This is a genomic window from Paenibacillus sp. OSY-SE (assembly GCF_000283315.1).
In the GTDB taxonomy this organism is placed as follows: Bacteria; Bacillota; Bacilli; order Paenibacillales; family Paenibacillaceae; genus Paenibacillus_B; species Paenibacillus_B profundus.
This window is the reverse complement of the sequence record NZ_ALKF01000201.1, coordinates 94,475-119,780: the sequence shown is the minus strand read 5'-3', so window position 1 is coordinate 119,780 and position 25,306 is coordinate 94,475. Positions and strand designations below refer to the sequence as shown.

The 25,306-nt window shown below is 47.8% G+C and carries 31 protein-coding genes; 24 read left to right on the top strand and 7 right to left on the bottom strand.

Going from position 1 to position 25,306, the window contains the following annotated elements; genetic code table 11:
- The first annotated feature begins 408 nt into the window (after positions 1-408).
- The 15 genes from A372_RS0127460 to A372_RS0127390 all read left to right on the top strand — a co-directional run bounded on the left by A372_RS0127460 (position 409) and on the right by A372_RS0127390 (position 11,127).
- Positions 409-960, top strand: a complete 552-nt coding sequence (locus A372_RS0127460) for a DUF402 domain-containing protein (protein ID WP_019424140.1) — start codon at positions 409-411, stop codon at positions 958-960.
- A gap of 210 nt (positions 961-1,170) precedes the next feature.
- On the top strand, positions 1,171-1,722 hold the full coding sequence (locus tag A372_RS34835) for a hypothetical protein (protein ID WP_019424139.1): 552 nt from the start codon (positions 1,171-1,173) through the stop codon (positions 1,720-1,722).
- A 17-nt stretch (positions 1,723-1,739) separates the two neighbouring features.
- Positions 1,740-2,198, top strand: coding sequence for a GNAT family N-acetyltransferase (locus A372_RS0127450; RefSeq protein WP_019424138.1), 459 nt, complete (start codon positions 1,740-1,742; stop codon positions 2,196-2,198).
- Positions 2,198-2,758 carry a GrpB family protein gene (locus A372_RS0127445; protein ID WP_019424137.1) on the top strand — a complete coding sequence of 187 codons (561 nt, stop codon included), beginning with the start codon at positions 2,198-2,200 and terminating at the stop codon, positions 2,756-2,758. Before A372_RS0127450 ends, A372_RS0127445 begins: the two co-directional genes overlap by 1 nt.
- A 5-nt stretch (positions 2,759-2,763) precedes the next feature.
- Positions 2,764-2,934, top strand: coding sequence for a hypothetical protein (locus A372_RS37695; protein WP_019424136.1), 171 nt, complete (start codon positions 2,764-2,766; stop codon positions 2,932-2,934).
- A gap of 29 nt (positions 2,935-2,963) precedes the next feature.
- Positions 2,964-3,911: a 5'-nucleotidase gene (locus A372_RS0127435; protein ID WP_019424135.1), complete on the top strand. Its 948-nt coding sequence runs from the start codon at positions 2,964-2,966 to the stop codon at positions 3,909-3,911.
- Positions 3,912-4,170: 259 nt separating this feature from the next.
- Complete coding sequence (locus tag A372_RS0127430) at positions 4,171-5,421, top strand: hypothetical protein (RefSeq protein WP_019424134.1); 1,251 nt, start codon at positions 4,171-4,173, stop codon at positions 5,419-5,421.
- Positions 5,422-5,481: 60 nt separating this feature from the next.
- Positions 5,482-6,189 carry an ABC transporter ATP-binding protein gene (locus A372_RS0127425; protein ID WP_019424133.1) on the top strand — a complete coding sequence of 236 codons (708 nt, stop codon included), beginning with the start codon at positions 5,482-5,484 and terminating at the stop codon, positions 6,187-6,189.
- 221 nt (positions 6,190-6,410) lie between these two features.
- Positions 6,411-6,662: a DUF2164 domain-containing protein gene (locus tag A372_RS0127420; protein ID WP_019424132.1), complete on the top strand. Its 252-nt coding sequence runs from the start codon at positions 6,411-6,413 to the stop codon at positions 6,660-6,662.
- A gap of 52 nt (positions 6,663-6,714) precedes the next feature.
- A complete protein-coding gene (locus tag A372_RS0127415; protein ID WP_019424131.1) occupies positions 6,715-7,230 on the top strand; it encodes a GNAT family N-acetyltransferase in 516 nt (171 codons plus the stop codon).
- Between the two features lie 154 nt (positions 7,231-7,384).
- Positions 7,385-8,230, top strand: a complete 846-nt coding sequence (locus A372_RS0127410; protein WP_019424130.1) for a class I SAM-dependent methyltransferase — start codon at positions 7,385-7,387, stop codon at positions 8,228-8,230.
- A 45-nt stretch (positions 8,231-8,275) separates the two neighbouring features.
- Positions 8,276-9,088, top strand: coding sequence for a class I SAM-dependent methyltransferase (locus A372_RS0127405; protein WP_019424129.1), 813 nt, complete (start codon positions 8,276-8,278; stop codon positions 9,086-9,088).
- A 49-nt stretch (positions 9,089-9,137) separates the two neighbouring features.
- Complete coding sequence (locus A372_RS0127400) at positions 9,138-9,425, top strand: hypothetical protein (RefSeq protein WP_019424128.1); 288 nt, start codon at positions 9,138-9,140, stop codon at positions 9,423-9,425.
- A 68-nt stretch (positions 9,426-9,493) separates the two neighbouring features.
- Positions 9,494-9,952: a GNAT family N-acetyltransferase gene (locus A372_RS0127395; RefSeq protein ID WP_019424127.1), complete on the top strand. Its 459-nt coding sequence runs from the start codon at positions 9,494-9,496 to the stop codon at positions 9,950-9,952.
- A gap of 104 nt (positions 9,953-10,056) precedes the next feature.
- Positions 10,057-11,127 (top strand): hypothetical protein, encoded by a 1,071-nt coding sequence (locus A372_RS0127390; protein ID WP_019424126.1) that lies wholly within the window; start codon positions 10,057-10,059, stop codon positions 11,125-11,127.
- 69 nt (positions 11,128-11,196) lie between these two features.
- On the opposite strand, the gene A372_RS0127385 is transcribed toward A372_RS0127390, so the two are convergent.
- From A372_RS0127385 to A372_RS0127365, 5 genes are all read right to left on the bottom strand, one after another.
- Positions 11,197-12,156: an ABC transporter ATP-binding protein gene (locus A372_RS0127385; RefSeq protein ID WP_019424125.1), complete on the bottom strand. Its 960-nt coding sequence runs from the start codon at positions 12,154-12,156 to the stop codon at positions 11,197-11,199.
- The gene (locus tag A372_RS0127380; RefSeq protein WP_019424124.1) at positions 12,153-13,145 is read right to left on the bottom strand and encodes an ABC transporter ATP-binding protein; all 993 of its coding nucleotides are present in this window, start codon (positions 13,143-13,145) and stop codon (positions 12,153-12,155) included. Before A372_RS0127380 ends, A372_RS0127385 begins: the two co-directional genes overlap by 4 nt.
- A 21-nt stretch (positions 13,146-13,166) precedes the next feature.
- Positions 13,167-14,117, bottom strand: a complete 951-nt coding sequence (locus tag A372_RS0127375) for an ABC transporter permease (RefSeq protein ID WP_019424123.1) — start codon at positions 14,115-14,117, stop codon at positions 13,167-13,169.
- Positions 14,114-15,052 (bottom strand): ABC transporter permease, encoded by a 939-nt coding sequence (locus A372_RS0127370; protein WP_019424122.1) that lies wholly within the window; start codon positions 15,050-15,052, stop codon positions 14,114-14,116. The genes A372_RS0127375 and A372_RS0127370 overlap by 4 nt, the downstream gene beginning before the upstream one ends.
- 110 nt (positions 15,053-15,162) lie before the next feature.
- Entirely contained in the window at positions 15,163-16,878 is a 1,716-nt protein-coding gene (locus A372_RS0127365; RefSeq protein ID WP_019424121.1) for a peptide ABC transporter substrate-binding protein, read from the bottom strand.
- Positions 16,879-17,141: 263 nt separating this feature from the next.
- Here A372_RS0127365 and A372_RS0127360 point away from each other — a divergent pair, with 263 nt between their 5' ends.
- From A372_RS0127360 to A372_RS0127345, 4 genes are all read left to right on the top strand, one after another.
- Positions 17,142-17,597 (top strand): NUDIX domain-containing protein, encoded by a 456-nt coding sequence (locus tag A372_RS0127360; RefSeq protein ID WP_019424120.1) that lies wholly within the window; start codon positions 17,142-17,144, stop codon positions 17,595-17,597.
- Between the two features lie 49 nt (positions 17,598-17,646).
- Positions 17,647-18,465, top strand: a complete 819-nt coding sequence (locus tag A372_RS0127355) for a hypothetical protein (protein WP_019424119.1) — start codon at positions 17,647-17,649, stop codon at positions 18,463-18,465.
- A 219-nt stretch (positions 18,466-18,684) separates the two neighbouring features.
- Positions 18,685-19,128 (top strand): flavodoxin, encoded by a 444-nt coding sequence (locus A372_RS0127350; protein WP_019424118.1) that lies wholly within the window; start codon positions 18,685-18,687, stop codon positions 19,126-19,128.
- 179 nt (positions 19,129-19,307) lie between these two features.
- Positions 19,308-19,877, top strand: coding sequence for a GNAT family N-acetyltransferase (locus A372_RS0127345; protein WP_019424117.1), 570 nt, complete (start codon positions 19,308-19,310; stop codon positions 19,875-19,877).
- 90 nt (positions 19,878-19,967) lie between these two features.
- On the opposite strand, the gene A372_RS0127340 is transcribed toward A372_RS0127345, so the two are convergent.
- Both A372_RS0127340 and A372_RS0127335 read right to left on the bottom strand, forming a co-directional pair.
- Entirely contained in the window at positions 19,968-20,339 is a 372-nt protein-coding gene (locus tag A372_RS0127340) for a hypothetical protein (RefSeq protein WP_019424116.1), read from the bottom strand.
- 242 nt (positions 20,340-20,581) lie between these two features.
- A complete protein-coding gene (locus A372_RS0127335) occupies positions 20,582-21,070 on the bottom strand; it encodes a copper amine oxidase N-terminal domain-containing protein (protein ID WP_019424115.1) in 489 nt (162 codons plus the stop codon).
- Between the two features lie 166 nt (positions 21,071-21,236).
- Here A372_RS0127335 and A372_RS0127330 point away from each other — a divergent pair, with 166 nt between their 5' ends.
- The 5 genes from A372_RS0127330 (at position 21,237) to A372_RS0127310 (ending at position 25,233) form a co-directional block, all read left to right on the top strand.
- Complete coding sequence (locus A372_RS0127330; RefSeq protein ID WP_019424114.1) at positions 21,237-22,031, top strand: lipid II flippase Amj family protein; 795 nt, start codon at positions 21,237-21,239, stop codon at positions 22,029-22,031.
- Positions 22,032-22,266: 235 nt separating this feature from the next.
- Positions 22,267-22,887 (top strand): TetR/AcrR family transcriptional regulator, encoded by a 621-nt coding sequence (locus A372_RS0127325; protein WP_026011323.1) that lies wholly within the window; start codon positions 22,267-22,269, stop codon positions 22,885-22,887.
- A gap of 2 nt (positions 22,888-22,889) precedes the next feature.
- Positions 22,890-23,744, top strand: a complete 855-nt coding sequence (locus A372_RS0127320; RefSeq protein ID WP_019424112.1) for an ABC transporter ATP-binding protein — start codon at positions 22,890-22,892, stop codon at positions 23,742-23,744.
- Positions 23,741-24,502, top strand: coding sequence for a fluoroquinolone export ABC transporter permease subunit (locus tag A372_RS0127315; protein WP_019424111.1), 762 nt, complete (start codon positions 23,741-23,743; stop codon positions 24,500-24,502). The genes A372_RS0127320 and A372_RS0127315 overlap by 4 nt, the downstream gene beginning before the upstream one ends.
- Complete coding sequence (locus A372_RS0127310) at positions 24,499-25,233, top strand: ABC transporter permease (RefSeq protein WP_019424110.1); 735 nt, start codon at positions 24,499-24,501, stop codon at positions 25,231-25,233. Before A372_RS0127315 ends, A372_RS0127310 begins: the two co-directional genes overlap by 4 nt.
- The last annotated feature ends 73 nt before the right edge of the window (positions 25,234-25,306 follow it).

The window sequence follows — 25,306 nt, the reverse complement described above, 5'->3', positions numbered from 1 at the left end:
TATTTGTATTTGTTGTTAGCAGTCCTGCTGCTTGAGACGCGATACTCTCTCCGTTCGGCGCTTCCGATCACTCTCCCCTTCGATCAGTAACAACGATTCCCGTATGTTCAGGCGCTAGGCGGTGTGAGCTAACGGTGATGTTGCTGCATCGTCTGAGAAGCAATCTGGAGACATATACATCAAAGTTAACCTCACCCTACAGAGGGATGCCCCTTCTGAACGAGAGGGAGAATGGAGAGAGGTACTTGGCAGCGTATCGTTATTGGCTGGAAATGTGATCTTTTTTTACGGATTTTTGCTGAATAAAGCGTTATAATAGAAAGGAATTAATTGGTTGAAGTTGATTGTTCACAAAATGAAACGTTCGCGCAGCAAGGACTGAATCAAGCGTAAAGAAGGGCTGGCCGTATGAAGAGAAAATATGCAGATCGCGGTGATTGGAAACGAATTTTATCTAAAGACTTTGCATTGACCTATGTTGAGGACACCCATTTCACCGGCTATGTCTCTCTCATTAAATTCAATTCCGTTCGGGCACCGCTTGTTAAGGAAATGGGCGGAACAAAGATACCTCTCGTGAACACAGGATATTATTGGATGCAGCATTTCCCTCTGCACGCCCACTATTCGGTCACGACTATGTTCAATGATCAGGAAAAAATCGTGCAATGGTATATTGATATATGCGAACATGTCGACGTGGATCAACGCGGGATTCCGTATTATGATGACTTGTATTTGGATGTGGTATTGTTGCCCTCTGGACAAGTTTTCCTGCTGGATGAGAATGAATTGGAGGAGGCCCTCGAATGGGGCCGAATTTCGAAGTCGCAATATGACCTAGCAGTTGCCGAGGCGAGCCGTTTCATATCTCGTGTGAAGGAACATCCAGTCATCCTTAAAGGGATGGATTATTTCCGTATGATGAAGCCGCGTCTTCGTACTTCTCAAGAAGGGTGATGCTTCCACTTTCTCCAACCGCCTCATTCTGTCGCTGATGCGATATCATTTTCTATATTCTATTCATCCGCGACATTGCTCATCCTGCTGTCTTTGATCAGCGTTTACATGTCAGGATGCTCCCCCAATAAGAAACGGCGCGATTATGAAACATTTTCCTGCTTTATTTCGTACAGGTTAACATAGGTAAAACTCCAGGAGGGATATTCGTTGAAGCGTACCCCGACAAGATTACCGTTCGCCTGCATTTTAATGATGACTGTCGTCATGTTTGGGCTCTCGTTTCTATTTGCGGCTCCCGTCTCCGCCTGCTCCTGCGCGGCGAGCCCGAGCATCGAGGATGCCAAGCGAGATGCAGCGGCTGTGTTCGCTGGCAAGGTGACCCATGTGAGCCGCAGTTGGACCAAAATGACTTTTTCTACTGCAGATCCTGTGAAAGTTTCTTTTCAAGTGAAGCGCGTATGGAAAGGAAATGTTCCATCCAATGCCAAAGTCGTCACCGCGCTGTCCTTAGCAAGCTGCGGATACGAATTTGAACCCGGAAAAGAGTATCTTGTATATGCTTATCATAGTGATGGGAAATACATGACGCATCTGTGCACTCGTACTGCTCCGCTTGAAGATGCAGCGGAGGATATTCAAGTGCTTGGCAAAGGAAGGAACGTCAACTCCTCTTATTCTGCTCTTCTGTTCATTGCGGCGGTTGCTATTGGAATCAATTGTATGACTACGATTCGAAGGAAGAACAGGAATGAGGAATAAATGTAAGGAGGGAGATCATGGAACAAAAAAATATATCATTAGTGGATGTGACGGTGGACAACTGGAAGAACTGCATTCAGCTTTCTCCGAAAGAGGAGCAGAGAAACTTCGTTGCTTCGAATCTGTATTCCATCGCTCAATCGAAGGTGGAACCTAATTTGAAGCCGTGTGCAATCTATGCAGAAGATACGATGACAGGCTTCGTCATGTTCGATACGGTTCCGTACCCTGATGATGGCTGCCATTGGATTATGCGCTTCATGATCGATGCCGCTTACCAAGGACAAGGCTATGGAACAGCGGCATTGCAAACCGTAATCGACACGCTGAAGCAGGATTACAAGGCGACCGCCATTCGCATTTCATACGTGCCGGATAATACGGTGGCCCGTGAGTTGTATGTGAAGCTAGGCTTTCGTGATACCGGAGAGAAGGATGGGGAGGAAATTATACTGCAGTTGGGGGCGCAAATCTAGTGAATGCGTATGAAGTGCAGATTATGCCTTATCAGACACAGTGGCCCGCCCAATTTGAACGCATTGCTGCTCCGATACGCAGGTCGTTGCAGGATATTGCTGTCCGGGTGGAGCATATCGGTTCCACCTCCATACCGGGATGTGCGGCGAAGCCTATCATCGACATTCAAATCTCGGTAACCGATTTACAATCACTAGAGGGCTATGTCCATCCTCTACGGGAGCTGGGGTGGATGCATCGGGCGGACAATCCGGATTTGACCAAGCGCTATTTTAGAGAATCACCCGGATGCGAGCGCACGCACATCCATGTCAGACAAGCGGGGAGCTGGTCTGAGCAGTTCGCCTTGCTGTTCCGCGATTATCTTCGCTGCCATCCTGAAGAGCGCGATGCCTATGCGGATATAAAGCTGCGTCTGGCGGAGCAGTACCGTCACGATCGCCACGGCTACACAGATGCCAAGACACCGTTTATATGGAGCGTTATGCAAAGAGCATCCGAGTGGAGCCAGCTTACAGGTTGGAGCACAGGGCGGGGGACGGAGCAAGGAAGGAGCTGATATTCATGAATCACATGAGCTATATGCTTATGTCATTGTTCATTCAACTGTTCTATGTTGTCACCATTATTGTAGGGATCTACATCGCCTATTTGGTTATCAAGCTGCTGCGACGGGCTATACAAGCGTTGGACTTATATATTATGGATAAAAAACGTACGCTGATGACTCGCTAAAGTAAGGGAGAAAGGGGGCCCGACATGGAATGGCTTATGATATTTCACACAAATTCGTCGTCGCGGTCGCTTCGAGCGCGTTATTCGATTTGAGTCAGGCGGATCAAGTATTTCGGGCTCAGGGAGAAGAAGAGTACCGCAAATATCAGCGGGAACATGAGCAAGAGCCGTTCCTTCCAGGCGTAGCCTTTCCGCTCGTGCGGAGACTGCTTGGGATTAACGGAAATTCATCGAATGATCAGCATGTTGAAGTAGTGCTATTATCCCGGAACGATCCGGATACCGGACTCCGTGTATTTAAATCGATTGAGCACCATGGCTTGCCCATTTCACGGGCGGCATTTGTCACGGGAAGCAATCCGTTCGTTTACATGGAAGCATTCAATGCATCGCTCTTTCTGTCAGGCAATCCTGAGGATGTACGGGAAGCGGTTGCTAGCGGGCTCCCTGCGGGATGTGTATATCCGACCGAGTACATAGATGATGAGGAAGAACCCGAGCTGCGCATCGCTTTTGATTTCGATGGCATTATTGCCGATGATTCCGCAGAAGCGGTCTATCAGAAGGGCGGTAAGCTCCAGGCGTTCCATCGGCATGAGCAGCAGTTCGCGAATGAGCCGCTTCCACCAGGACCGTTATTGAAATTTTTCAAGGAAATTGCAAGGTTGCAGCAATTTGAGCGTAATAAGAGAGAGCAGGATGCGGAATACCGGCCGCGCATTCGCATAGCAATCGTAACCGCGCGCAATGCGCCTGCCCATGAGCGTGTTATTTCTACGTTGCGGCAGCTGGGAATTCAAGTGGATGAAGCTTTCTTTCTAGGTGGCATTGACAAAGGACGCGTCCTCAAAATATTCAAGCCGCACATTTTCTTTGATGATCAACTGGGACATATCGAAGGCGTCGCTCGAATTGCTCCGTCTGTTCATGTTCCGTTTGGTGTGGCCAATCAAGAACTGACAATGACTACATCCTAACTTAGAAAAGAGGAAAGTCATGTTACGGTGCTGTCCGAATCGACGTGGACGATATACCGGGATTTCAAGGGGGATTATTTCGATATTACCGATTGACCTGTGATGGCTGTAGATAATGAAGGCACATATAATACCTGCAGTTCCACCGAGCAGATCGAAATACGTATCTTGATCTACACTTAAAGTTAGATTGTCAAGAAGGTTGTCACGATGGTTCTCGTAAATTCAAACGTGTGTCTTGTTGGGAGAAGGAGACATAATGACAAGTTTTCAATTGTATAGACAAGTGTATGTTTGTCGATTGAAGAATGTATCACGGCGCGATGTTGTGTTATTCTCGCTGATCCTTTTCTTACTCCCTAAAGGAGCAGATCAAATAACTGCACTGTTGTACTCCAATTACATAGAAAATGTTGACATGCTGCTCGGATACTGGCTTATTGGTTTTTTTTCAGGGCTGAGTCTGTTTGCTTCTAGTTATAAAGTAGAGGAAGTACGATTTTTATGGTCATTAGGGCAGAAGCATACCTTTTTAACCACTTATGCATTTCTTAAAAAAATGCCTTTTTTGTTGCTGCTTGTATGGATAACCGTCGGCCAGCTATTGTGGAATCCAGCACAGATAGACGTGTGGCAATGGTTGGTGATGATGGTTGCCGGTTTCTCCTATGCTGAACTGGTTGGATATTCCTATCTCTTAAAACGAATTCGGTATTTGTTAATTTCGACGTTGATGCTAGCAATCAACTTGTGGGCTGTTTTTGCGCAATTCAACCCGACTGGACGTATTACCTGCTTGCTATTGTTAACGGTCATCATTTTAGCCTTAACATTTTGGGTTGCACAACAAGCTTGGCCTAAAGTGTTAAGTTTTCATTTTTTTGTAACGGATCATCATCAGACACGCTGGCTGTCGAAGCATCCATTACTTAAAAAGGAACTTCTATTTATTATCCGCTTTAGAGATGTTTTTCCGTTTGTCGTTTGCGTGTTTGCGCTTGAATTGCTCAATTATTACATCGTAGCAGAGACCCCTGTTTTTTTGCCCATAAGCTCAGCTCTGCTTATTTGGTTTGTCAATGATATTTGGACAGTTAGAAGCTTTGCTTATGAAGGAAGAGGGCTGTCGTTATATACCGTGACGTTCTATGCTTGGCGTAAAATGCTGTCTGCGAAATGGTTCGTATGTTGGGGACTCGGTACAAGCATTGCGGCTATTAATCAGCTTGTGTGGGGGCTTGTGTTAGAAGAACTTGCTTGGGATAAATGGCTTGAGCAATTGATGCAGAGCGCATTTCTTTCTGCAACGATGGTCAGCTTTGGTTTATTGGCAGGATACAGATTTACGGTTCGTGAACGAATCCCTTTTTTTGGCAACCTCATTATTGCACTAGGCATGATATTTCTCGTATATTTGCATCAAACTCAATTTGTTTTCTTTGTTATTGCTACTTTCATCATCCATATGCGTTTTGTTAGGTTTTATCGACGAGTACCGAATGATATTTGACGGTGAATTGTCAAAAAGGGGAACACCACCACCATTTTTTCAAGGAGTGGACTGTATATCATGAACAATAAAGAGACTATATCCTTGCAATTAAATCAAATTTGCTATGCATATGGTTCCAAAGAAATTCTTCACGAGATAGATTGTACCTTTTATTCGGGGCAAATAACCGTTCTGCTTGGACCTAACGGAGCGGGTAAAACCACTTTATTGAACTTAATTGCAGGGCTTAACCAACCACAGCAAGGAACAATTTCTCTAAATCATCATGTTTTACAGTGGCAAGATCAACGATACAAACAACGTATTGGATACTTGATGGAGTTTCCTTTCTATTATCCATCACTTACGGTCGTAGAGATGATGAGATTGAACGGCGGTCTGCGTAACATACAGAGGGGGCAACTTGAAGACCGTATTATGCACTGGCTTGAACGATTCGAATTGCAAGTTTATCACAATCACCAGATGGATGCATTATCTCAAGGAACCAAAAAAAGAGTAGCCCTTGCATCAACGCTTCTTCACGAGCCGGACATTCTCATATTAGACGAACCGACGAACGGTCTTGACCCCGATCAGGTCATGATCGTCCGGAACACGCTGCAGGAGTACAGCGAGAATGGCGCCCTTATTTTATTATCAACACATATTATCGGATTGGCAGAAAAGTTAGCTCAGCAGGTTGCTATTTTACGAAACGGTCAACTCGTGTATTGTGGTGACTCGACAGAAGATTTGGAAGGTTTATATGTCGCACACAGATAATTGGGCTTGCTGAATAATAAATATCTCGGTAATCATCCTTTTTGTTTGGTTTGGTGTATTTAGATCTGACAGAAACGCGGTTCAATATGGTAGACTAGAATAAACTATAGGAAACCTTTAAATTGTCTTAATCAAAAAAATGAACATTCATCATAGTATAGTATCTGTTTTAGTGAGAAAACTGCAGCGGGAGCATAACCCGGAGAAGGAGGAACAACGTCTTGATTCCGATCAAACTTCCAAGAGAACAGAAGAAAGAGCTGGTAGAGCAGATCAAGAGTTATTTTGACGAACGCGGCGAAGCGATGGGCGACATTGCTGCCGAACAGACTGTCGATGATATGCTGGCGATGCTTGGCCCCATCATTTATAATCAAGCGCTGGAAGACGCGAGAAAGCTGTTGACCGAGCGTATGATGAACTTGGAAGATGACCTGTATGCGCTACATAAACCGATAAATGCCAGGAGATAACGACACGATAGCCACACAATTACACTGTGGTCGGAACGGAAGGAGAGGTTGCATGAACATTCGTTCTGCGGAAGTGAAAGATGCGGCTAATATTGCCCGTGTGCATGTGGAAAGCTGGCGTACGACGTATCAGGGTCTTGTGTCTGATGAATATTTAAGTGGACTGTCCATTGAATCGCGACATAATTTGTGGGCGCATGCCATTGAACAGCTGACTCCGGACAAATACTTGTTGGTCGTGGAGGATTCGGATGGCCTGGTTGTCGGGTTTGCCATGGGAGGTCCCAGCCGCAGCGAGGAATATACCGATCGTGCGGAGCTGTATGCTCTATACTTATTGCAGCAGGTACAGGGTCAAGGCTTGGGAAGGCAGTTGGTGCAGGCGATTGCCAGCTGTATGCTCGGAGACGGATTCAACAGCATGCTCGTATGGGTGCTAAAAGGAAACGACGCACTCCATTTCTATCGTCGCACCGGCGCGGAAGTCATCGGTGATACGGAAATTGAAATCGGGGGAGAACGTCACACGGAAATCGCTTTGCAATGGAATGATCTGAAAGCAATATAAAAGTAGGCTTGGTCTGCAGCTTTCTTTAACGATCATACTATATCGTATATGTAAGCGTCATCAACGGAAGGAACGGACATCATGCGGTGAAGAAAGGATACACGGAAGGAACGGAGTTTATTCTGGAGAAGCTTCCTTGCGTGGTGGTGATCATATGACGGATAACCCTACAGAAGAGATGGAGCAAATTATGGCGTACTACAATCAAGGCTTGGAGAAGAGCAGGCTGTCACGCGGTATTGAAAAGCTTGAGCTTGAACGGTCTAAAGAAATTATTTCCCGCTATATCCAAGGCAGCGGGCTCGTAATCTATGATATCGGGGGCGGAGCTGGAGTCTATTCTGGTTGGCTGGCCGAGCAAGGACACGAGGTGCATCTGTTCGATCTGGCTTCCAAATCGGCAGATATGGCAGCCGAGCTTAATCAGCAGCTTACCCGTCCTATCCAAAGCATTGAAGTCGCGGATGCGCGTCAGATTGCGAGAGCGGATAAGTCTGCTGATGCCGTGTTGTTAATGGGGCCGTTGTATCATTTGACAGAACGAGAGGAGCGCATTGCGGCGCTAGCGGAAGCGAAACGCTTGCTCAAGGACGGCGGTATCCTAATTGCTGCAGCCATTACGCGCTATGGGGCGATGCTCTATGGCTTGTCTGTGTACGGCAGAGATAATCAACTCATTAACGAGGATGACTTCATGTTCATGATTGAACGTGAAATAAGCGAAGGCCAGCACGTGCGACCAGATAAGTATCCAGGGTTTATCGCCCGATCTTATTTTCATCTGCCGAACGAATTGCAAGAAGAAATGGAAGCAGTGGGGTTGGAGCATTTGCAAACGTTAGCAGTGGAGGGCCCGGTCTGGATAATTCCAACCTTCGAGGAGAAGTGGTCTGACGAATCCAGCCGCAATCGCCTAATCCAATTAAGCCGGCAGGTCGAAGAAGAGAACAGCATTATGGGAATGAGTCCACATATTATTTCGGTAGCGGTTAAACGGTAAACATCGTATTTCATACGTACTGAAATAGCAGAAGGAGGCAGGAATATGAGGTCAACAGACGCTGATCAGGATGCTATGCATTGGCTGGATGAGCCGTCCTTTGAACACGTCCTTGCAAATGATGAACAAGCATTCTCCGGTTGGGATTTCTCCTATTTGACGCAAAAAGGAAGAATGCAAGAATGTCCTGTACGTTGGAACTATACAAGTATGGTCGAGAGACTGATGCGCAGAAGCCAAGCGATGCTCGATATGGGAACCGGAGGCGGCGAATTCCTCGCTTCCATGCAGCCGCTGCCTGTGCATACGTGCGCAACCGAAGGCTATCCGCCTAATGTTGCCGTCGCGAGAAGCCGCTTGGAACCGCTTGGGGTACAGGTGTTGCCGTTCGACGACGAGGAGCGGCTGCCCTTCGCTGATGCGCAGTTCGATCTGGTGGTGAACCGGCATGAATCCTTTTCAGCGCGTGAGTTATGGCGAATCTTAAAGCCGGGCGGCTTCTTCCTGACGCAGCAAGTCGGTGGAGATAATGATAAGGAAATGAATGAGGCTATGCGCGTTCCGCCGTTCGATTACGCCGATTGGACTTGTGAGGCTGCTAGAGCACAGCTTGAAGAAGCCGGATTCACGGTACTGAAGCAGGATGAAGAACGAACGTTTACTCGCTTTTATGATCTGGGAGCGATCGTATTTTACTTGAAGGCCATTCCTTGGCAAATTCCTGAATTTTCGATTGAAGCCTATAGAGAACCGCTGGAACAATTGCACGAACGGATGTCACGAACAGGATATTTCGATGCGACGTGCCACCGCTTTTATATAGTTGCCAGAAAAGAAGCGCCGCTTCAAGCGACGTAATTCAGCATTGGGATGATATAATGATATTTTGAACAAGTAGGTGATTTACATGGCAACAGCATTATGCTACAGGCTGCAGGAAATGAAAGGTTCAAGCGCGTTGTATGCTTATGGGCAAGCGCTTGACGACATGGCTGGCCTGTTCGAAATTGACTTGGATCAACACCACGCCATGATGGCACGAGGGGAAAGTCCCTCGATTGAAGATACCATTTATTTGATAACAAAATGTCCGCACGATGAGAATTTTTTTGCCGGTATTCGCGTGTTTTTTCATATTTACAAACATTATTTGGAACACGGGATATATGCTGAAGAAGGATGCCGGACAGCTTAAATCACATTATAATTGGCCGAACGCAGGTACATAAGTGAAGGTGTCTCGTTCGAGAGGAGAATGGAATGATGACAGTGCAAATTACAACAATCGAGAACAACCGCGACATTCCGATGGAGCTGCTGCTGCTTGCAGATCCCGAAGAAACAGCGGTATACAGTTATCTGGATCGAAGCCATGGCTTTGTTATAAAAGATCAAGGGGAGACGAAGGGAGCAATACTGCTGCTGCCGACGCGTCCACATACGCTTGAGCTGGTGAACGTGGCGGTGGATGAAGCGTGGCAAGGCCGGGGATACGGCAAGCGTCTTGTTATGCATGCCATACATGCTGCGAAGGAGCTGGGGTATCACGTGCTCGAAGTGGGGACGGGCAATTCCAGCCTGGACCAGCTTGCTTTATATCAAAAGTGCGGATTTCGCATTTGCGGCGTAGATCCTGATTTCTTCACGATTCATTACGAGGAGCCGATTGAAGAAAATGGTATTCCATGCCGGGATATGATCCGTTTGCGCCTTCAACTGTAACTTATATTATAATAAATATTAGATTTGGATTGAGCTCTTTCTATGTAGTTGCGGAAAGACCAATCCTTTTTCGCATGTGGTAGAGAGATTGGAGATGGATGAAGATGACTTTTACGGTAGAAGAGATCGAGACGATACGCAGCCAAGCTCTGGCGATGGAGACGTCAGGCAAGCTGCCGCAGACATTTTTGGATTGGATTTATGAACGGGGCCTATTCAAGCTGTTCGTTCCAGAACAGCTTGAAGGACATATAACCCCCTTGCCGGAGGCATTGAAGCGGTTTGAACACGCTTCTTGGATTAACGGCAGCTTTGGTTGGCTTATTACTATCGGATCGGGTGGAGGATTTTTTGCGCCGTTCGTATCGCCGTCGGTAGCGCGAGCAGTATTCGCCAGCCCGCAAGCGGTCGTTGCAGGATCGGGACATCCATCCGGAACAGCGCAGAAGGTGGACGGCGGATATATAGTCAGCGGGAGATGGAAATTTTGCAGCGGTTCCACACATGCGACGGTCTTTACGGCCAATTGTACCGTAGATACGGGGGACAGCAGCGAGACACCTCAGATCCGTTCCTTTATTTTTTGGCCGAATCAAGTCGAAATAATAAAAGATTGGAAGGCCTTCGGCCTTAAGGCGACGGAGAGCCATTCCATTGTCGTTAACGAGTTATTCGTTCCCGATGTGATGACCTTCGATATTAGTCAACCTGCAGGTTCTTATGGCGATCCAGTGTACACATATCCGTTCCTGCCATTTGCTGAAGCTTCGTTTGCGGCTGTAAGCATCGGGCTTAGCCGTCACTTCTTGGATGAAGCGAAGCTCATCCTGGAACGAAATAAGGAAGTATGGGAAAGTTCATCCGTGAATCGCTATGCAGCGGTACAAGCGAAGATCGATAAGATGGATGCACTGCTTGCCCGCTCAGTGACGCAATTCTATGATGTCATTGAGGAATCATGGACACGGCATGTGAACGGTCTACCGCTCTCAGAGGAAGAGAGCATGCGGGTGTCTCGCCAGTGCAAGGAGAGCGGCAGCGTGGCCTTATCATGCGCGGATTCTATCTTCCCTTACATGGGCATTCATGCGGTGATGGAGGATACGACGATTAATCAAATTTTCAGGGACTTGCATACGGTATGTCATCATTCGCTGCTCGTTGCATTTGAATAACCTCTACAAGGCAGAGTATCCTACAGCCTCCCATTCGGGACGCGGATGACTCTGCCTTTGTATTCATAATTATACGAGATGGCAAGCAACGAAGTGGCCCGGCTTCGCTTCGCGGAACGGAGGTTCTGCTTGTGCGCAGCGGTCCGAGGCAAGCGGACAGCGCGTGCGGAAGTGGCAGCCGCTCGGCGGATGGATCGGACTGGGCAGTTCGCCGCTAAGCACAATTCGTTCTTTCTGCGCTTCAATTTCCGGGTCTGGAACCGGTATGGATGACATTAAAGCACGGGTATACGGATGAAGCGGTTCCGCATAAATGCTCTCGCTGTCAGACAGTTCAACCATTTTCCCTAGATACATGACGGCTACCCGATCACTGATATGCTTCACCATGGACAGGTCGTGGGCGATGAACAAATAAGTAAGACCGAACTGCTTCTGCAAATCTTGCAGCAGGTTGACGATCTGCGCTTGAATGGATACGTCGAGCGCTGAAATCGGTTCATCGCAGATGATGAATTTCGGGTCGACGGCAAGCGCGCGCGCAATTCCGATGCGTTGGCGCTGACCGCCTGAGAACTCGTGCGGGTAGCGAGTGGCATGATCCGGGTTGAGCCCGACTAGATCAAGCAAATCCTCCACCCGTTTCTTGCGGGCTGATCGACTGCCGGCAAGACCATGTATATCCAGCGCCTCGCCGATAATATCGGTTATCGTCATGCGCGGATTCAATGAGGCATACGGATCTTGGAATATCATTTGCATCTCGCGCCGCAACGCCTTCATTTGTCCGCGCTTGACCCGATATATGTCCGTGCCGTTATACCTGACTTGTCCTTGTGTAGGCTCATACAAGCGCAAAATAGTGCGGCCTGCGGTCGACTTGCCGCATCCTGATTCACCCACCATGCCTAACGTCTCGCCACGCTGAATCGTAAAGCTGACATCATTTACCGCTTTTAAGATGTTGCCACGGCCAAGATTGAAAAATTTCTGCAGCTGATTCACTTCCAATAGTGCCTCGCCGCTCATTGTGCAACCTCCTTCGCCATCGGATGAAGAAGCCAGCAGTTTGCCTGGTGCGATGCACTTAAGCTTGTCGCATCCGGATCGTGCGTGATACAAATACGCATCGCTTCATCGCAGCGGGCGCAAAATCCACATCCTGCAGGCGGTTTCAACAGATCGGGCGGTGTCCCATAAATCGGAATGAGTGCTTCGTCCCTCTTCTGATCGAGACGCGGCAGCGAACGGAGCAGCCCCTTCGTATACGGATGCTGCGGGTTTTTGAATATTTCCCATTTTGTCCCAGTCTCGACAATCTTGCCGGCATACATGACGATGACGCGGTCGCATAAATCGGCGACGATGCCCAGATCATGCGTAATCAATATGATCGAGGTGCCGAACTCCCGTTGCAAATCCTTCATGACACGTAATATTTGTGCTTGTATTGTCACATCGAGTGCTGTCGTCGGCTCATCTGCAATTAGGAGTGAAGGCCTGCAGGCAAGCGCGATGGCAATCATGGCCCGCTGCCTCATTCCACCGGAAAATTCGTGCGGATACTGGACGAAGCGCGAAGCGGGATTAGGTATGCCAACCAAAGATAGCATTTCAATCGCACGTTTTTTTGCCTGAGCAGCGCTCAAGTTTTGATGCTTGATTAATACTTCTGAAATTTGACGGCCAATGGTCATCGTCGGATTCAACGACGTCATCGGATCTTGAAAGATCATGCCGATATCTTTGCCGCGAATGGACTGCATTTCCCGCTCTTTTATTTTGAGCAAGTCTTTGCCTTTAAAGCGAATTTCACCATTCTTTACCCGACTGGGCGGACTCGGAAGCAGTCGCAAAATCGACTGGGCGGTTACACTCTTGCCGCAACCCGATTCTCCTACGATAGCTACTGCTTCTCCTTCATTGACATGGAATTGGATTCCTCGAACTGCTTGAACTTCACCTGCACGAACGTGGAATGAGACTTGCAGGTCATTTACTTCCAATATCGGTTGCATTCCTGTCTTCCTCCTCGCCGTCTATTTCTTCATCTTCGGGTCGAGCGCATCGCGCAGACCATCGCCGAACATATTGAATGAGAGCATCGTCAAGCTGATGAACAGCGCCGGGAAGGCGAGACGCCAAGGATAGATGACCATTGCCTTCAAAGAGTCATTAATCATCGTCCCCCACGAAGCGGCTGGCAACTGCACACCTAGGCCGAGGAAGCTTAACACGGCTTCACTGAAGATGGCGCTGGGGACGGCTAGCGTCAATGTCACGATGATCGGTCCGAGCGAGTTCGGGATGAGATGGCGGAACAGAATTCTGGACCCGGCAGCGCCAAGAGAACGGGAAGCAAGCACGAACTCTTGATTTTTCAGCTGCATCATCTGTCCGCGCACGATCCATGCCATGTTAATCCAGCCCGTAACACAGAGTGCCAAAATAATCGTCGTTATGCTCGGTTCGAATACGACGACGAGCAAAATTGCAACGAGCAAGTCAGGAACGGAATAAATGATCTCCGATACTTTATTCATGACATTATCGAGGCGACCGCCTACATACCCCATAATACCGCCATATATGACTCCCATAAGGAGGTTGATGGCTGCGGCCGAAAAACCGACGATAAGGGAAATGCGGGCACCCATCCAAGTGCGGGCGAACATGTCGCGGCCGAGATCGTCCGTGCCGAACCAATGTTCTGCAGACGGAGGCAGGTTCGTCAGCTCCAGGTTATTCGTGTAATAATCGTACGGAGTGATAAAGGGTCCGATAATTGCCATTAAGATAAGCAAAACCAGGCAGACGAGCCCTGTCATTGCAATCCAGTTGCTGCGCAGACGAAGCCAAGCATCACGCCATGCGGATATGCTCTCGCGTTCGATCGCCTCTGCCGCATGTTCGTCAATCGATGTTTTTTTGAAATGGTCAGCTGTTACCGGGATATCTTGCAAGGGATTCCGTTTATTAAAACTAATCATGCCGCTTTCTCCTTTCCATTGCCAAGCTTGATGCGGGGATCAATGAACCCATACGCCAGGTCGGTGAGGAAACGAGCGCTCATCAATATTAATCCGTAAAAAATCGTAATCCCCATAATAAGGGAATAGTCCCGGTTGCTGATGCTGATGACGAATACTTTGCCCAGTCCGCCGATGCCGAAGATCTGTTCAATAATAAAGGAACCCGTCACCACATTGGCAGTCAGTGGCCCAAGATAGGTGACGACTGGCAATATGCCGTTGCGCAGGACGTGTCTGCGGACGATGACTCCAGCGGTAAGCCCTTTTGATTTGGCTGTCTTTATGTAGTCGGAATGCAACACTTCAAGCATGTTGGAGCGTGTCAAGCGGGCGATAAAGGCAATTGGCAGGGCGGATAGCGCTATCGTCGGCAAAACGTAATCCAACGGAGCGTTGAGCCCAACAACCGCGAACCACTTGAGCTTGACCCCGAACAGGTATTGAAAAAAGGAGGCGAGCACAAAACTCGGAACCGATACGCCAATGACGGCAAGCACCATGGAAGACGTATCCAACAGCTTGCGATGGCGCAGCGCGGCCAGCATGCCTAATGACACGCCGACGGCAACGGACACGATGATTGCCACAATGCCGAGACGCAACGAATACGGAAAGGAATCCCGGATCGCTTGCACGACTTCGCGATCTTGCATTTTCATGGAAATGCCCAGATCCCCATGCACCAGCTTGTTCAAGTAAATGAAATATTGTTCATACAACGGCTTGTCCAACCCGTACTGAGCCATTAGGCGGGCTTTGATTTCCGGCGGAACCGCTCTTTCCGACATGAATGGGTCGCCTGGAATGGCCTTCATTAAGAGGAACGTTACTGAAGCAAGAATCCACAGCGACACGACAAGGTAGAATAGCTTAACCAATATATACCGAGTCACATTTCATCAATCCTCCTTCTTTCCATAGGTCCAATGAAAAAATCGGGACACATATGCTGTACGCCATATGTATCCCGATCGGCTACCATCTGGATGATGTTACAGACTAGTTACTCTAAATAGCCACGGGTGAAGTCGAACATGCCTCTATAATCAACGAATACATTTTTGACTCCCGGTTTTATCAAGTGAACGCTTGTATAGTAGAACAGCGGGAGAATCGCCTGGTCGTCTTGGATGAGAATTTTCTCCGCTTTCGCCATCAGATCCATCCGCTCTTTTGGATCCACGGATGTCTTGGCCTTTTTGACGAGATCATCGAACTCTGGGTTGTTGTAGCCAATATCGTTGTTGCCGCTGCCTGTCATATACAGATCAATGAACGACATCGGATCGTTATAGTCGGTAGTCCAGCCGGCGCGGGCGACCTGATAGTTCAAGCTGGTCCGGCTCTTCAAGTAGACGCCCCACTCTTGGTTCTCGATTTTCACTTTTAAGTTAAGGTTTTTGCTCCACATGTCGGCAACGGCCTGGGCGATCTTCTTATGTTTATCGTTCGTATTGTAGCCGAGCGTGAATTCAGGCATTTCCTTCAAGCCAAGCTCGGACAGCCCTTTGGCCAGCAGCGCTTTCGCTTCATTCACATCCTCCTTGAAGTATTCATCCTTCACTTCGTTGCGGTACTGATCGGCGTTGCCGGTAATGCCGGGCGGAACGATGCCAAATGCAGGCTGTTCGCCGCCGAGCGTTACTTTATCGGTAATTAGCTTGCGATCGACTGCCATCGAGAGCGCTTTACGGATATTCGCGTTGTTGAATGGCGCCTGTTTGTTGTTGAACAAGTAATAGTAGCTGGATGCGATTCCTTGAATTTGCAGCTCATCCGGCTTCGTTTCTTTCAGAACCGGAATCTGATCCGTCGGCAGTTCGCCCGTCGGATGCCCGGCAAAATCAATGTCTCCGGCTTCATACATATTCAATTCAGACGCGGAGTCCTGCACCATTGTCGCTTTTATTTTGGTGAATTTAATTGTATCGGCGGCATAATAATGTTCGTTTTTGGCCAGTTCAAGCAAGTTTTGGTGCTTCCACTCACTTATTTTGAAAGGACCGTTGGAGATCATCGTGTTGGCTTCCGCGGCCCATTTCGAATTGTCTTTCGTTGATTTGTGCACTGGATAGTAGGTAGTGAAGGAAAGTAGGCTCAAGAAGTAGGAGGTAGGAGCTTCAAGTTCGATTTCCAGGGTATGCTCATCAAGCGCTTTGACGCCAACTTGAGAAAAGTCGTTGATTTTCTCTTTATTATAGGCTTCCGCATTTTTGAAGTAGTAGAGCTGGTAGGCGTAAGGTGGAGCCGGTTCAGTCTTCGGATTCAGCACCCTCTCCCAAGCAAATATAAAATCGTGAGCAGTGACTGGGTCGCCGTTGGACCATTTGGCATCTTTGCGCAGGTGGAAAGTGAATTTCTTATGATCGGGCGATTCCTCCCATTTCTCAGCAACTCCAGGTACAGGCTTCGCATTCTCGTCGACACGAACCAAACCTTCGTACATGGCGTTCAATATGGAGGAGGATACGGTGTCTTGTGACAGTCCCGGATCGAGCGAAGGCGGATCGGAGTGAAGATTGAAGCGGAATACTTGTTCTTTGTCCGATCCCTTGGACGGTTCGTTCTTCTTATCGCCACTGTCCGTATTGGACGGTGAATCCTTCGCCGTATCTGGATTCGGAGACGAAGAATTGCCTGTGCTGTTGGAGCAAGCGCTTACAAACGTGGTGACTACGAGAAGCAATGTCAAGACGAGCATCATGGATTTACGTTTCATGCTTGTACTGTTCCCCTCTCTTGGAATAATCTGTTTACCAATCGCCAACTACTGAACTAAGCTGTTGGGGCCCGAGGAGAAAATTGACATTTGGTTTGTACCATATACTACCATAACAATTAAGATTCGTCTTTACCTTTTTTCAAATTTTATAAAAAATTTACATACAGTCAAACGTGTTGCGTCTGTTCCATGTTCATAGTAAGGTAGAAATAACCACTTCTATCCATTATAACTTTCCATTATAAAGGAGCACCGCAGCAATGAAACCGATACGCAATTCAGCAAAAGCTGTTATTATTCAAGATAACAAAGTATTACTGACGAAGAATCAAGACCGTGATGGATATTTTTATCTGTTCCCGGGCGGAGGACAAGAGCACGGGGAAGAGTTGAGCGAGGCGCTTCGACGGGAATGCATTGAGGAAATAGGCTGTGCAGTCATTGTTGATCATCTCCTTCATGTGCGTGAATATATTGGAAAAAACCATCAATTTTCCGAATGGGACACGCCTATTCATCAGGTTGAATTTTATTTTCAATGTGAACTTGAACGAATCCCATCCTCATTTACAGGAAGTAATCCTGATGAGCATCAGGTCGGCGTCGAATGGATTCCGCTCCAAGAACTGGAGCAGATTCGCGTCTACCCTCATAAGCTGGTTCCCATATTGCAGCAGCGAGCGCAAGCGCCTTGTTATTTAGGAGATACCAATTAATGCTTATGAATGTTAATTGTGAAAAATTTCATAAGTAGGAGGGGTGGTCATGCATTTGACTGAAGCGGTCGCCGACGCATTGGAGCAGTCCGAAATCGATTATATGACGGATCGGATGAAGGCGATCCAAGACATCGAGGGCAATCCGGAAGGAATTCATCTGGCGCGATTCGGACACGCGAGGCTATACTATAGCGATACAATGCCGTGGCCGCAATTCAATACGGTGAAAGGGATGCGGGGGGAAGATATTCATCACATAGATGAAATTATCTCGTTCTTTCGCACGCGTAATCGGACATGCCAATTCGAGATCGTTCCCAAGCAAGCGCACCCGCTTCTGTTCAAGAAGCTGAGTGAAAGCGGCTGCTATCAATCCGGATTCCATGCCACGCTGTATGGCGCTGCAGAACGGCAAGCCCTATTCGATCTGGATTCGGGCTCAGCAGAAGAGATCCGCGTTCTCCCGTATGCAGAAGAAGACATGATGACTTATGCGGCGATACATTGCCGGGGAACGGGGCTTGGAGATGACGGCATTTCTGCTGTGGCGCGCAATAATGAGGTGCTGTTGAAACGCCCGGGCTGGTCGTTTTTTATCGGATTCCAGGAGGAGAAGGCTGCTGCGACAGGCGTGATGTACCGCCAGAACGGCATTGCTTCGCTTACGTTTGCAGCGACACTGCCATCTTACCGCAACATCGGAATGCATGCGGCTTTGCTGCGGAGGCGAATTCATGAAGCGGCCTTGAGCGGCTGTCGGCTGGTTGTCAGTCAAGCAAGCTACCTGTCACAAAGTCATCGCAATATGGAACGCGCCGGAATGAAATTGGGTTACGTCCGTGCAACATGGACGATGCCTGTATAATAGGTGATTGGCTGGAATTCGACATATCTGACGAGGACGCTGCTTGCTAGCATCCTCGTTTTTTCTGTGTGGACTTCCCCATTTTCTCTCAGCAAAGTTTTGCTTGTAAATGAATATCGCGTGCATGTATAATGGGCATGTGAACATTGATGATAATGATTATCAATATCATCAATGATGAAGTGACACAGCATATATCCGAAAGGCGGAGGTACATAGATGAGTACGATATTGATCTATGCAAGCATGACTGGCAATACCGAGGAGATGGCGGAGACGATAGCAGCTAATGTTCGGGCAGCGGGAGAAGAGCTTCAGATGAAGGAGGTCATGGATGCGTATGGAGCCGATCTGGCCGGGCACGAGGGAATTCTGCTTGGAGCATATACATGGGGTGACGGAGAGCTCCCAGATGAGTTTCTCGATTTCTATGAAGAAATGGACAACATCGACCTGACGGGGAAAAAAGCGGCCGTATTCGGTTCCTGTGATTCCTGTTATCCTGAGTACGGTGCGGCGGTGGATATTTTAATCAAAAAACTTAAGGAGCGCGGATGTGAAGTCGTGTTGGAGGGATTGAAGGTAGAATTATCTCCTAAATCAGATGATATTAAGCTGTGCAGCGAATTCGGAGCCCAGTTCGTGGAGAAGCTTCGTTCCTAGCGGATGCTTTATTACCAGCATGCTTGCGATATTCGAATTGACCACACGCCTACACGTTCGCCAGCTTATCCTGACACAATGTGAGGGAGAAGCTAAGAATGGACACAGCTGCCCTGTTTGTGGCAAAATATTTTATGGACATGGGATGGTTGTAACCGATAAAGAGGGTGTGGATACCGATGATGAATTCGGGACCGTTCTTTCAATTGCCTGTATTGAAGACAGCAAGGACGCTGCTTCGTAAAATGACACTTCATGATGCAGAGGATATGTTCATGTATTGTGCGGACGAAGAGGTGTCGCGATTTACGACTTGGCCGACGCATCAGCGGATGGCGGACACGTATCATTTCTTGGAATTCGTCATTCAACGGTATGACAGAGGAGAGATTGCCCCTTGGGGGATCGTTGATGTGGAAAATGACAGACTGATTGGCACATGTGGCTTCGTAAGCTGGAGGCCGACTCATGGGCGGGCAGAGATTGGCTACGTATTATCCAGGGATTACTGGAATCAAGGCTATATGACTGAAGTCGTCAACGAAGTGATACGCTACGGGTTCCATACCATGAAGCTGGTGCGCATTGAAGCCCGCTGTCATCTGGATAATGCGGGGTCGGCGAAAGTGATGGAGAAATGCGACATGCAATTTGAAGGTGTTTTGCGCAAACATATATTCAATAACGGACGATATGAGGACGTAAAGCAGTATTCTATCATTAATGAACCGCTATTACATGGGATGTAACGAAAGCAGCGAGGCCGGTACCGTTACCGGCCTCGCTGCTTTCGTTGTGTAACGCACTCCACAGTCTTATCCGTATCTTTCTATCGGACACTAGAGTTTCATATCAATGAAGATATGATTTCCCTGCTGCTTATTGTCAGGTTGAATCAGGTCGCTTGCTGAAGGACCAATCTCATTTGTGCTGCTATTTGCTTTTGATGGATCATTTTTATTTTCTTTCAGCTCCATCTTCTTTTTGATAAGTTGATTAATTTGCAGATCAATCGCATTGATTTCCATAGTGAGGGCTCTAATTTTTTCATCTTTTAATTTTTTATCGTCATCGCCTCTCGCTACGACAACCATTTTTTGAGCAATAATTGTTTTTCGTTTATTCAACAACTCGATTTGCTTATCGATGTTACTGATTTGACCGCTAGACACGCCGATAGCACTCATGGAAGATGCCGCTGATACGTTCAAATCCAATCCTTCCTTTCATTGAGGACAACTATGATTATGGGAATTGCGTCTATAAAAATATTATCGGACATATAAAATATTATCGGACATATATAGTTATTTTTGAATATTTGTTAATATGTTCATGCTGTTCGGCTACCCAGGCAAAGTTCCCTGGTATCTCGGATTGGGTGAGAAGCGCGCCTCCCACATAAAAAAGAGCAGTACTTGGTTGAAGGAACCAGCATTGCTCAGTTATTGTGCTACAGATTCGCATTTTGGGGGTCATAGAGTAGTGTTACCGTCTTCGTAGTTCCGTCCCAATCATAGTTGATTTGAAACACTTCATGCAACAATTGAAGGGGAATATATGTTTTGTTATTTATAATTTCTGGCTTGATTGTAAGTATCGTGTCTTTGCTGTTCACCTGCATCCTGTTCGTCAGCGAGTTCCATGTGATCTCAGCCAGGGTTCCTTCGATATACACCGTATGGCTGCTTGCTTCCCAGCGCACTTTCAGATCCAGATTAGGGCCAATATCTTTAATTGGCAAATAAGTTAGATCGTGAAGGATCAGACAGTCCTTCGTAATCGGTTCGCCCTCTTTGTTCAGCACTTGCACCATAGGTTGAGTGAGTTGAGTAGGTTGCTCCGTAATGTCGGCCGCAGCTGCAGTAAGCGGAATGCTTAATGACAGTAATAGACATCCAAGCAACACATGTATACTATATTTACGGAATGAAACATGCATGGGAACCGGAAACCTCCTTTACCAGTTAAAACGTTTGGCGAGTGAAAAAGTTGCAGTGACGAAAATCTTTTTTCACTGGACAAGCCATAAAAAGACATGAGACAATTATCTCACTTTCGCAGATGTAATTTCATGGAAATCTTTCGAGATACGGGGAGGATTATGCTTGATAGACAAAATAATAGTCATCGCTCTGTTTACGCTATGTATACACATGTTTGAAACCTTATCCTATGCCGTCCGCTATGCCGGCGTGCGGGCCGGTCGGTTAGCGGTCTCACTGTCTCTGACCGGTATCATCGTGCTTGTCTCCCGTACCTCCAATCTCATACAAGCACCTATGACAGGCAAAGTTATCGACTACGCAAGAGAGCACCCGGAATTCGATCTGGTATCCAACATCCGTATCATTATCGGCTCCTCGACGATTGGAACACTGCTTGCTCTACTATTGTTTCCTAGCGCCGTTCTGTTGGCTGCCCGGGTGATACGTCACTTAGAAGTGTCGGGATCGATTCCCAAAATGATCAGTTCCGTATCGCTTGATCAGCTGAAGCATGTCAGGCATCATATCCGCAAGCCAACATGGAAGATGCTCACATCCTTGCGGATTATGGGCATTCCAAAACGCTTGCTGCTTCTGAATAGCTGCGTGACAGGGATCTATACGATCGGGGTGATGTCTGCCCTTTACGCCTCAGTTCTTACTACAGAATTCAGCACAGCGGCGTCTCAATCATCCGGCTTTATCAACGGAGTGGCGACCATCCTATTGACCATATTCGTCGACCCGCAAATGGCTATGCTCACGGATCGAGCGATGGCAGATACTGCCGCAAGGCAGCGATTGGGAAAAATATTTGCGCTGCTTATCCTGTCGCGCGCGTTGGGAACCGTGTTGGCCCAACTATTCTTCTATCCGGCAGCGCTATGGATTTCATGGATTGTGCAATACCTTTAATAGAAAACGATGATATTTACACATTAACCCAAATCAACCTAAATGAACATGGTATTAATTTCAATATTATCATAAATGTGAATGATTGGGCGTCTATTTCCTGCAAAGACCGCGCACTCCTCCTTAGCAAAGGGGGCAGCGGTTTTTTTGTTGGTTATTGTTGACAAAAGAAATGAGATGCATTTTAATTATGAATATAAAATAAAATTATTCATAAAATCATATAGGGGTGTAAATGATGCCGCGATTTAGTAAACAGGAGAAAGAGAACATTCGGCGGGAGCTGCAGCAGAAAGGCAAGCAGCTGTTTGCTCTGTACGGACTGAAGAAGACGAGCGTCGCCGATCTAACCAAAGCGGTGGGCATTGCGCAAGGGACGTTCTATTTGTTCTATCCGTCCAAGGAAGAGCTGTATTTCGAGCTGCTTGAGCAAGAGGAGGAGTACATTCGGGAGCGCCTCACCAGCGTATATTTTCAAAGCGATTCTCCCGTGAGCCGGGACAGCTTCAAGCGCTTCTTGCACGAATCGCTTGCCACGATGGAGAACAATCCGTTTCTGCAGCAGCTATACGATGAAGAAATGATGGAAGCGTTATTCCGCAAGCTTCCGCCTGACAAATTGGAGCGTCACTTCGCCAAGGATGCGGATGATCTGCTGCCGATTATCGTGCTCGGTCAGCAGCAAGGGTGGATGAAGCCGCAGCAGCCGGAAATCATTGTAAGCCTGATCCGATCGCTCATTCTGCTTGCCTTGCAGAAGCACCTAATCGGCGAGGAGCGCTACGGCGACACGATGAGATTGTTCGTTGATTTGATCGCCGATGGGTTAATCATCGACCAGAATGAGGAGGATTAAGCATGATTGAAGTGAACCAGCTCCGCTTCAAATATCCCGGACATAAGGATTTTACGCTGAAAGGGCTAGATTTTCATATTCCGCAAGGTGAAATTTTCGGATTTCTCGGGCCGTCCGGAGCGGGGAAGAGCACGACACAGAAAATACTTATCGGCATGCTGAAGCGATATGAAGGCAGCGTGCGCATCATGGGGAAGCAGCTGAAGGATCATGGCCGCGATTATTATAATGCGATTGGCGTTGCGTTCGAATTCCCGAACTTTTACAGCCGATTCACGGCGTTGGAGAATTTGGACCTTTTCCGTTCACTGTATGATGTGAAGACCGAGGAGCCGAAGAAGCTTCTTGCCCGGGTGTCGCTTGAGGAGTACGGCCATATGAAAGTGTCCGACTTCTCAAAAGGAATGAAGATGCGCCTCAATCTATGTCGGGCGCTGATGCATCGGCCGGATATTCTGTTTCTGGATGAACCGACATCAGGTCTCGATCCCGTAAATGCGAAGACCGTGAAGGATATCATTTTACAGCTAAAATCGTTGGGGAACACGATTATTATTACGACTCATAACATGAATGTCGCTGAGGAGATATGCGATAGAGTCGCTTTTATCGTAGATGGGGAAATCCGCTTGATTGATGCGCCGCGCGCGCTCAAAGTCCGGGAAGGGAAAAAAGCGGTGCGCCTCGAGTATAGAGAAGGTACAGCGCTGAGACAGGCCGACTATCAATTAGAGGGAATTGGCGACAACGAATCGTTCCTCCGGCTGCTGCGGAACGGTTCGATTGAGACGATACACACCCAAGAGGCTTCGCTGGATCAGCTTTTTATCCAAGTGACAGGGAGAACATTGACATGAATAATAAAGCTATCACTCTTCGGCCCCGGCTGCCTTATTCGGGTGTGCGTCGCTTCTTCAGCTCATGGAGACAGGATATGAAGCTCCAGTTCCGTCATCATTTTTACAGCGCCTATTTGCTAATCAGTATCGCTTACATCGTTCTTCTGCGGATGCTGCCTGATACCTATCAAGCGAAGTTGAATGTGCTGCTGACGTTTTCTGATCCGAGCATGCTCGGGTTCTTCTTTATCGGCGGCCTCATCTTGCTTGAGAAAGGACAGCATATTCATGACAACCTGTTCGTTACACCGCATTCGCCGGCATCCTATATCTGGTCGAAGACGATCTCGCTGACATGTCTGTCGCTGATAAGCAGCTTGTTCATCCATATAAGCACCTTCGGCATCCATCAGCGTATCGGCGCGTTCATCGCGGGTGTCACACTGACGGCCGTCTTTTTTACTTTGGTCGGGTTGGGAGTTGCCGTTCGCTGCCATACGATTAACGGATTCTTCTTCTCATCCGTTGTGTATTCTATCATACTCGTGTTGCCCGTACTAGAAATACTGCAGGTCTATACAAGCAAGCTCTTTCTGCTCTTTCCGGCCACCGGATCACTGCTGCTGCTGACATCGGTTTTCGAGCCTATTTCAGGCGCAGATAGCGTTTACGCGGTATCCAGCTTACTCATCTGGATAGGGATTGCATTCTATTGGGCGTATAGCTCCTTGCAATCTAATATACTCGGTGATGCGAAAGGGGGAAGAGACGCGTGAATCGAGCTGCACAGCTGTTGCTTAGTGATATGAAGCAGGTCAGACGCGATCCGATGCTTATTTTCATTACGGTTGCCCCCTTATTGTTGGTGCTGGCGCTGAAATACGGAGTGCCGCTCGTCTCGGCACAGCTCGTTGCGCAGACGGGATTTGATCTAACGGCCCATTACGGAGTGCTGTTCGGCACGTCATTATTGCTCATTCCTCTCGTCATCGGTGTGATGGCTGGCCTGCTGATGCTCGACGAAAGAGATGAGCAGCTCATCGCCTATTATGCGATCACCCCTCTCTCGCAGGAAGGGTATTTCATTCATCGTTTGACTCTACCGACGCTATTGTCCGGAATCTATATTTTGCTGGCATTTGTTGTGGTTGATTTCTCAGCTTGGAGTGCTGGTCAGTATGGCTTCGCCTTTGTAATGCTGCTGCTGGAAGGGCCGATGCTGGCCCTCTTGTTGACCTCGTTCGCCTCCAATAAAGTGGAAGGGCTGGCATGGTCTAAGCTAGGCGGATTGTTGATCTTTATCCCGGTGTTGGCCTATATACTGCCAGAGCCATGGCGTTGGGGTGCAGCGGTGACACCGACCTATTGGGTTATTGAGCTATTTGTTCACAACCGGACCATGCAATGGAATGAGCTGGAACTTCTGCTCGCTGGCGGCATAGGACTGGGGGTCCACCTTATCTTCATTACGGTTCTGTACCGTAAATATGCAAGAATGATAGCTTGATGATGCACCATTACCTAGCCGATAAGCGAGTCGGAGTGGGGGCGCTAACCATAAAAAAGGAAACTGTCGAATC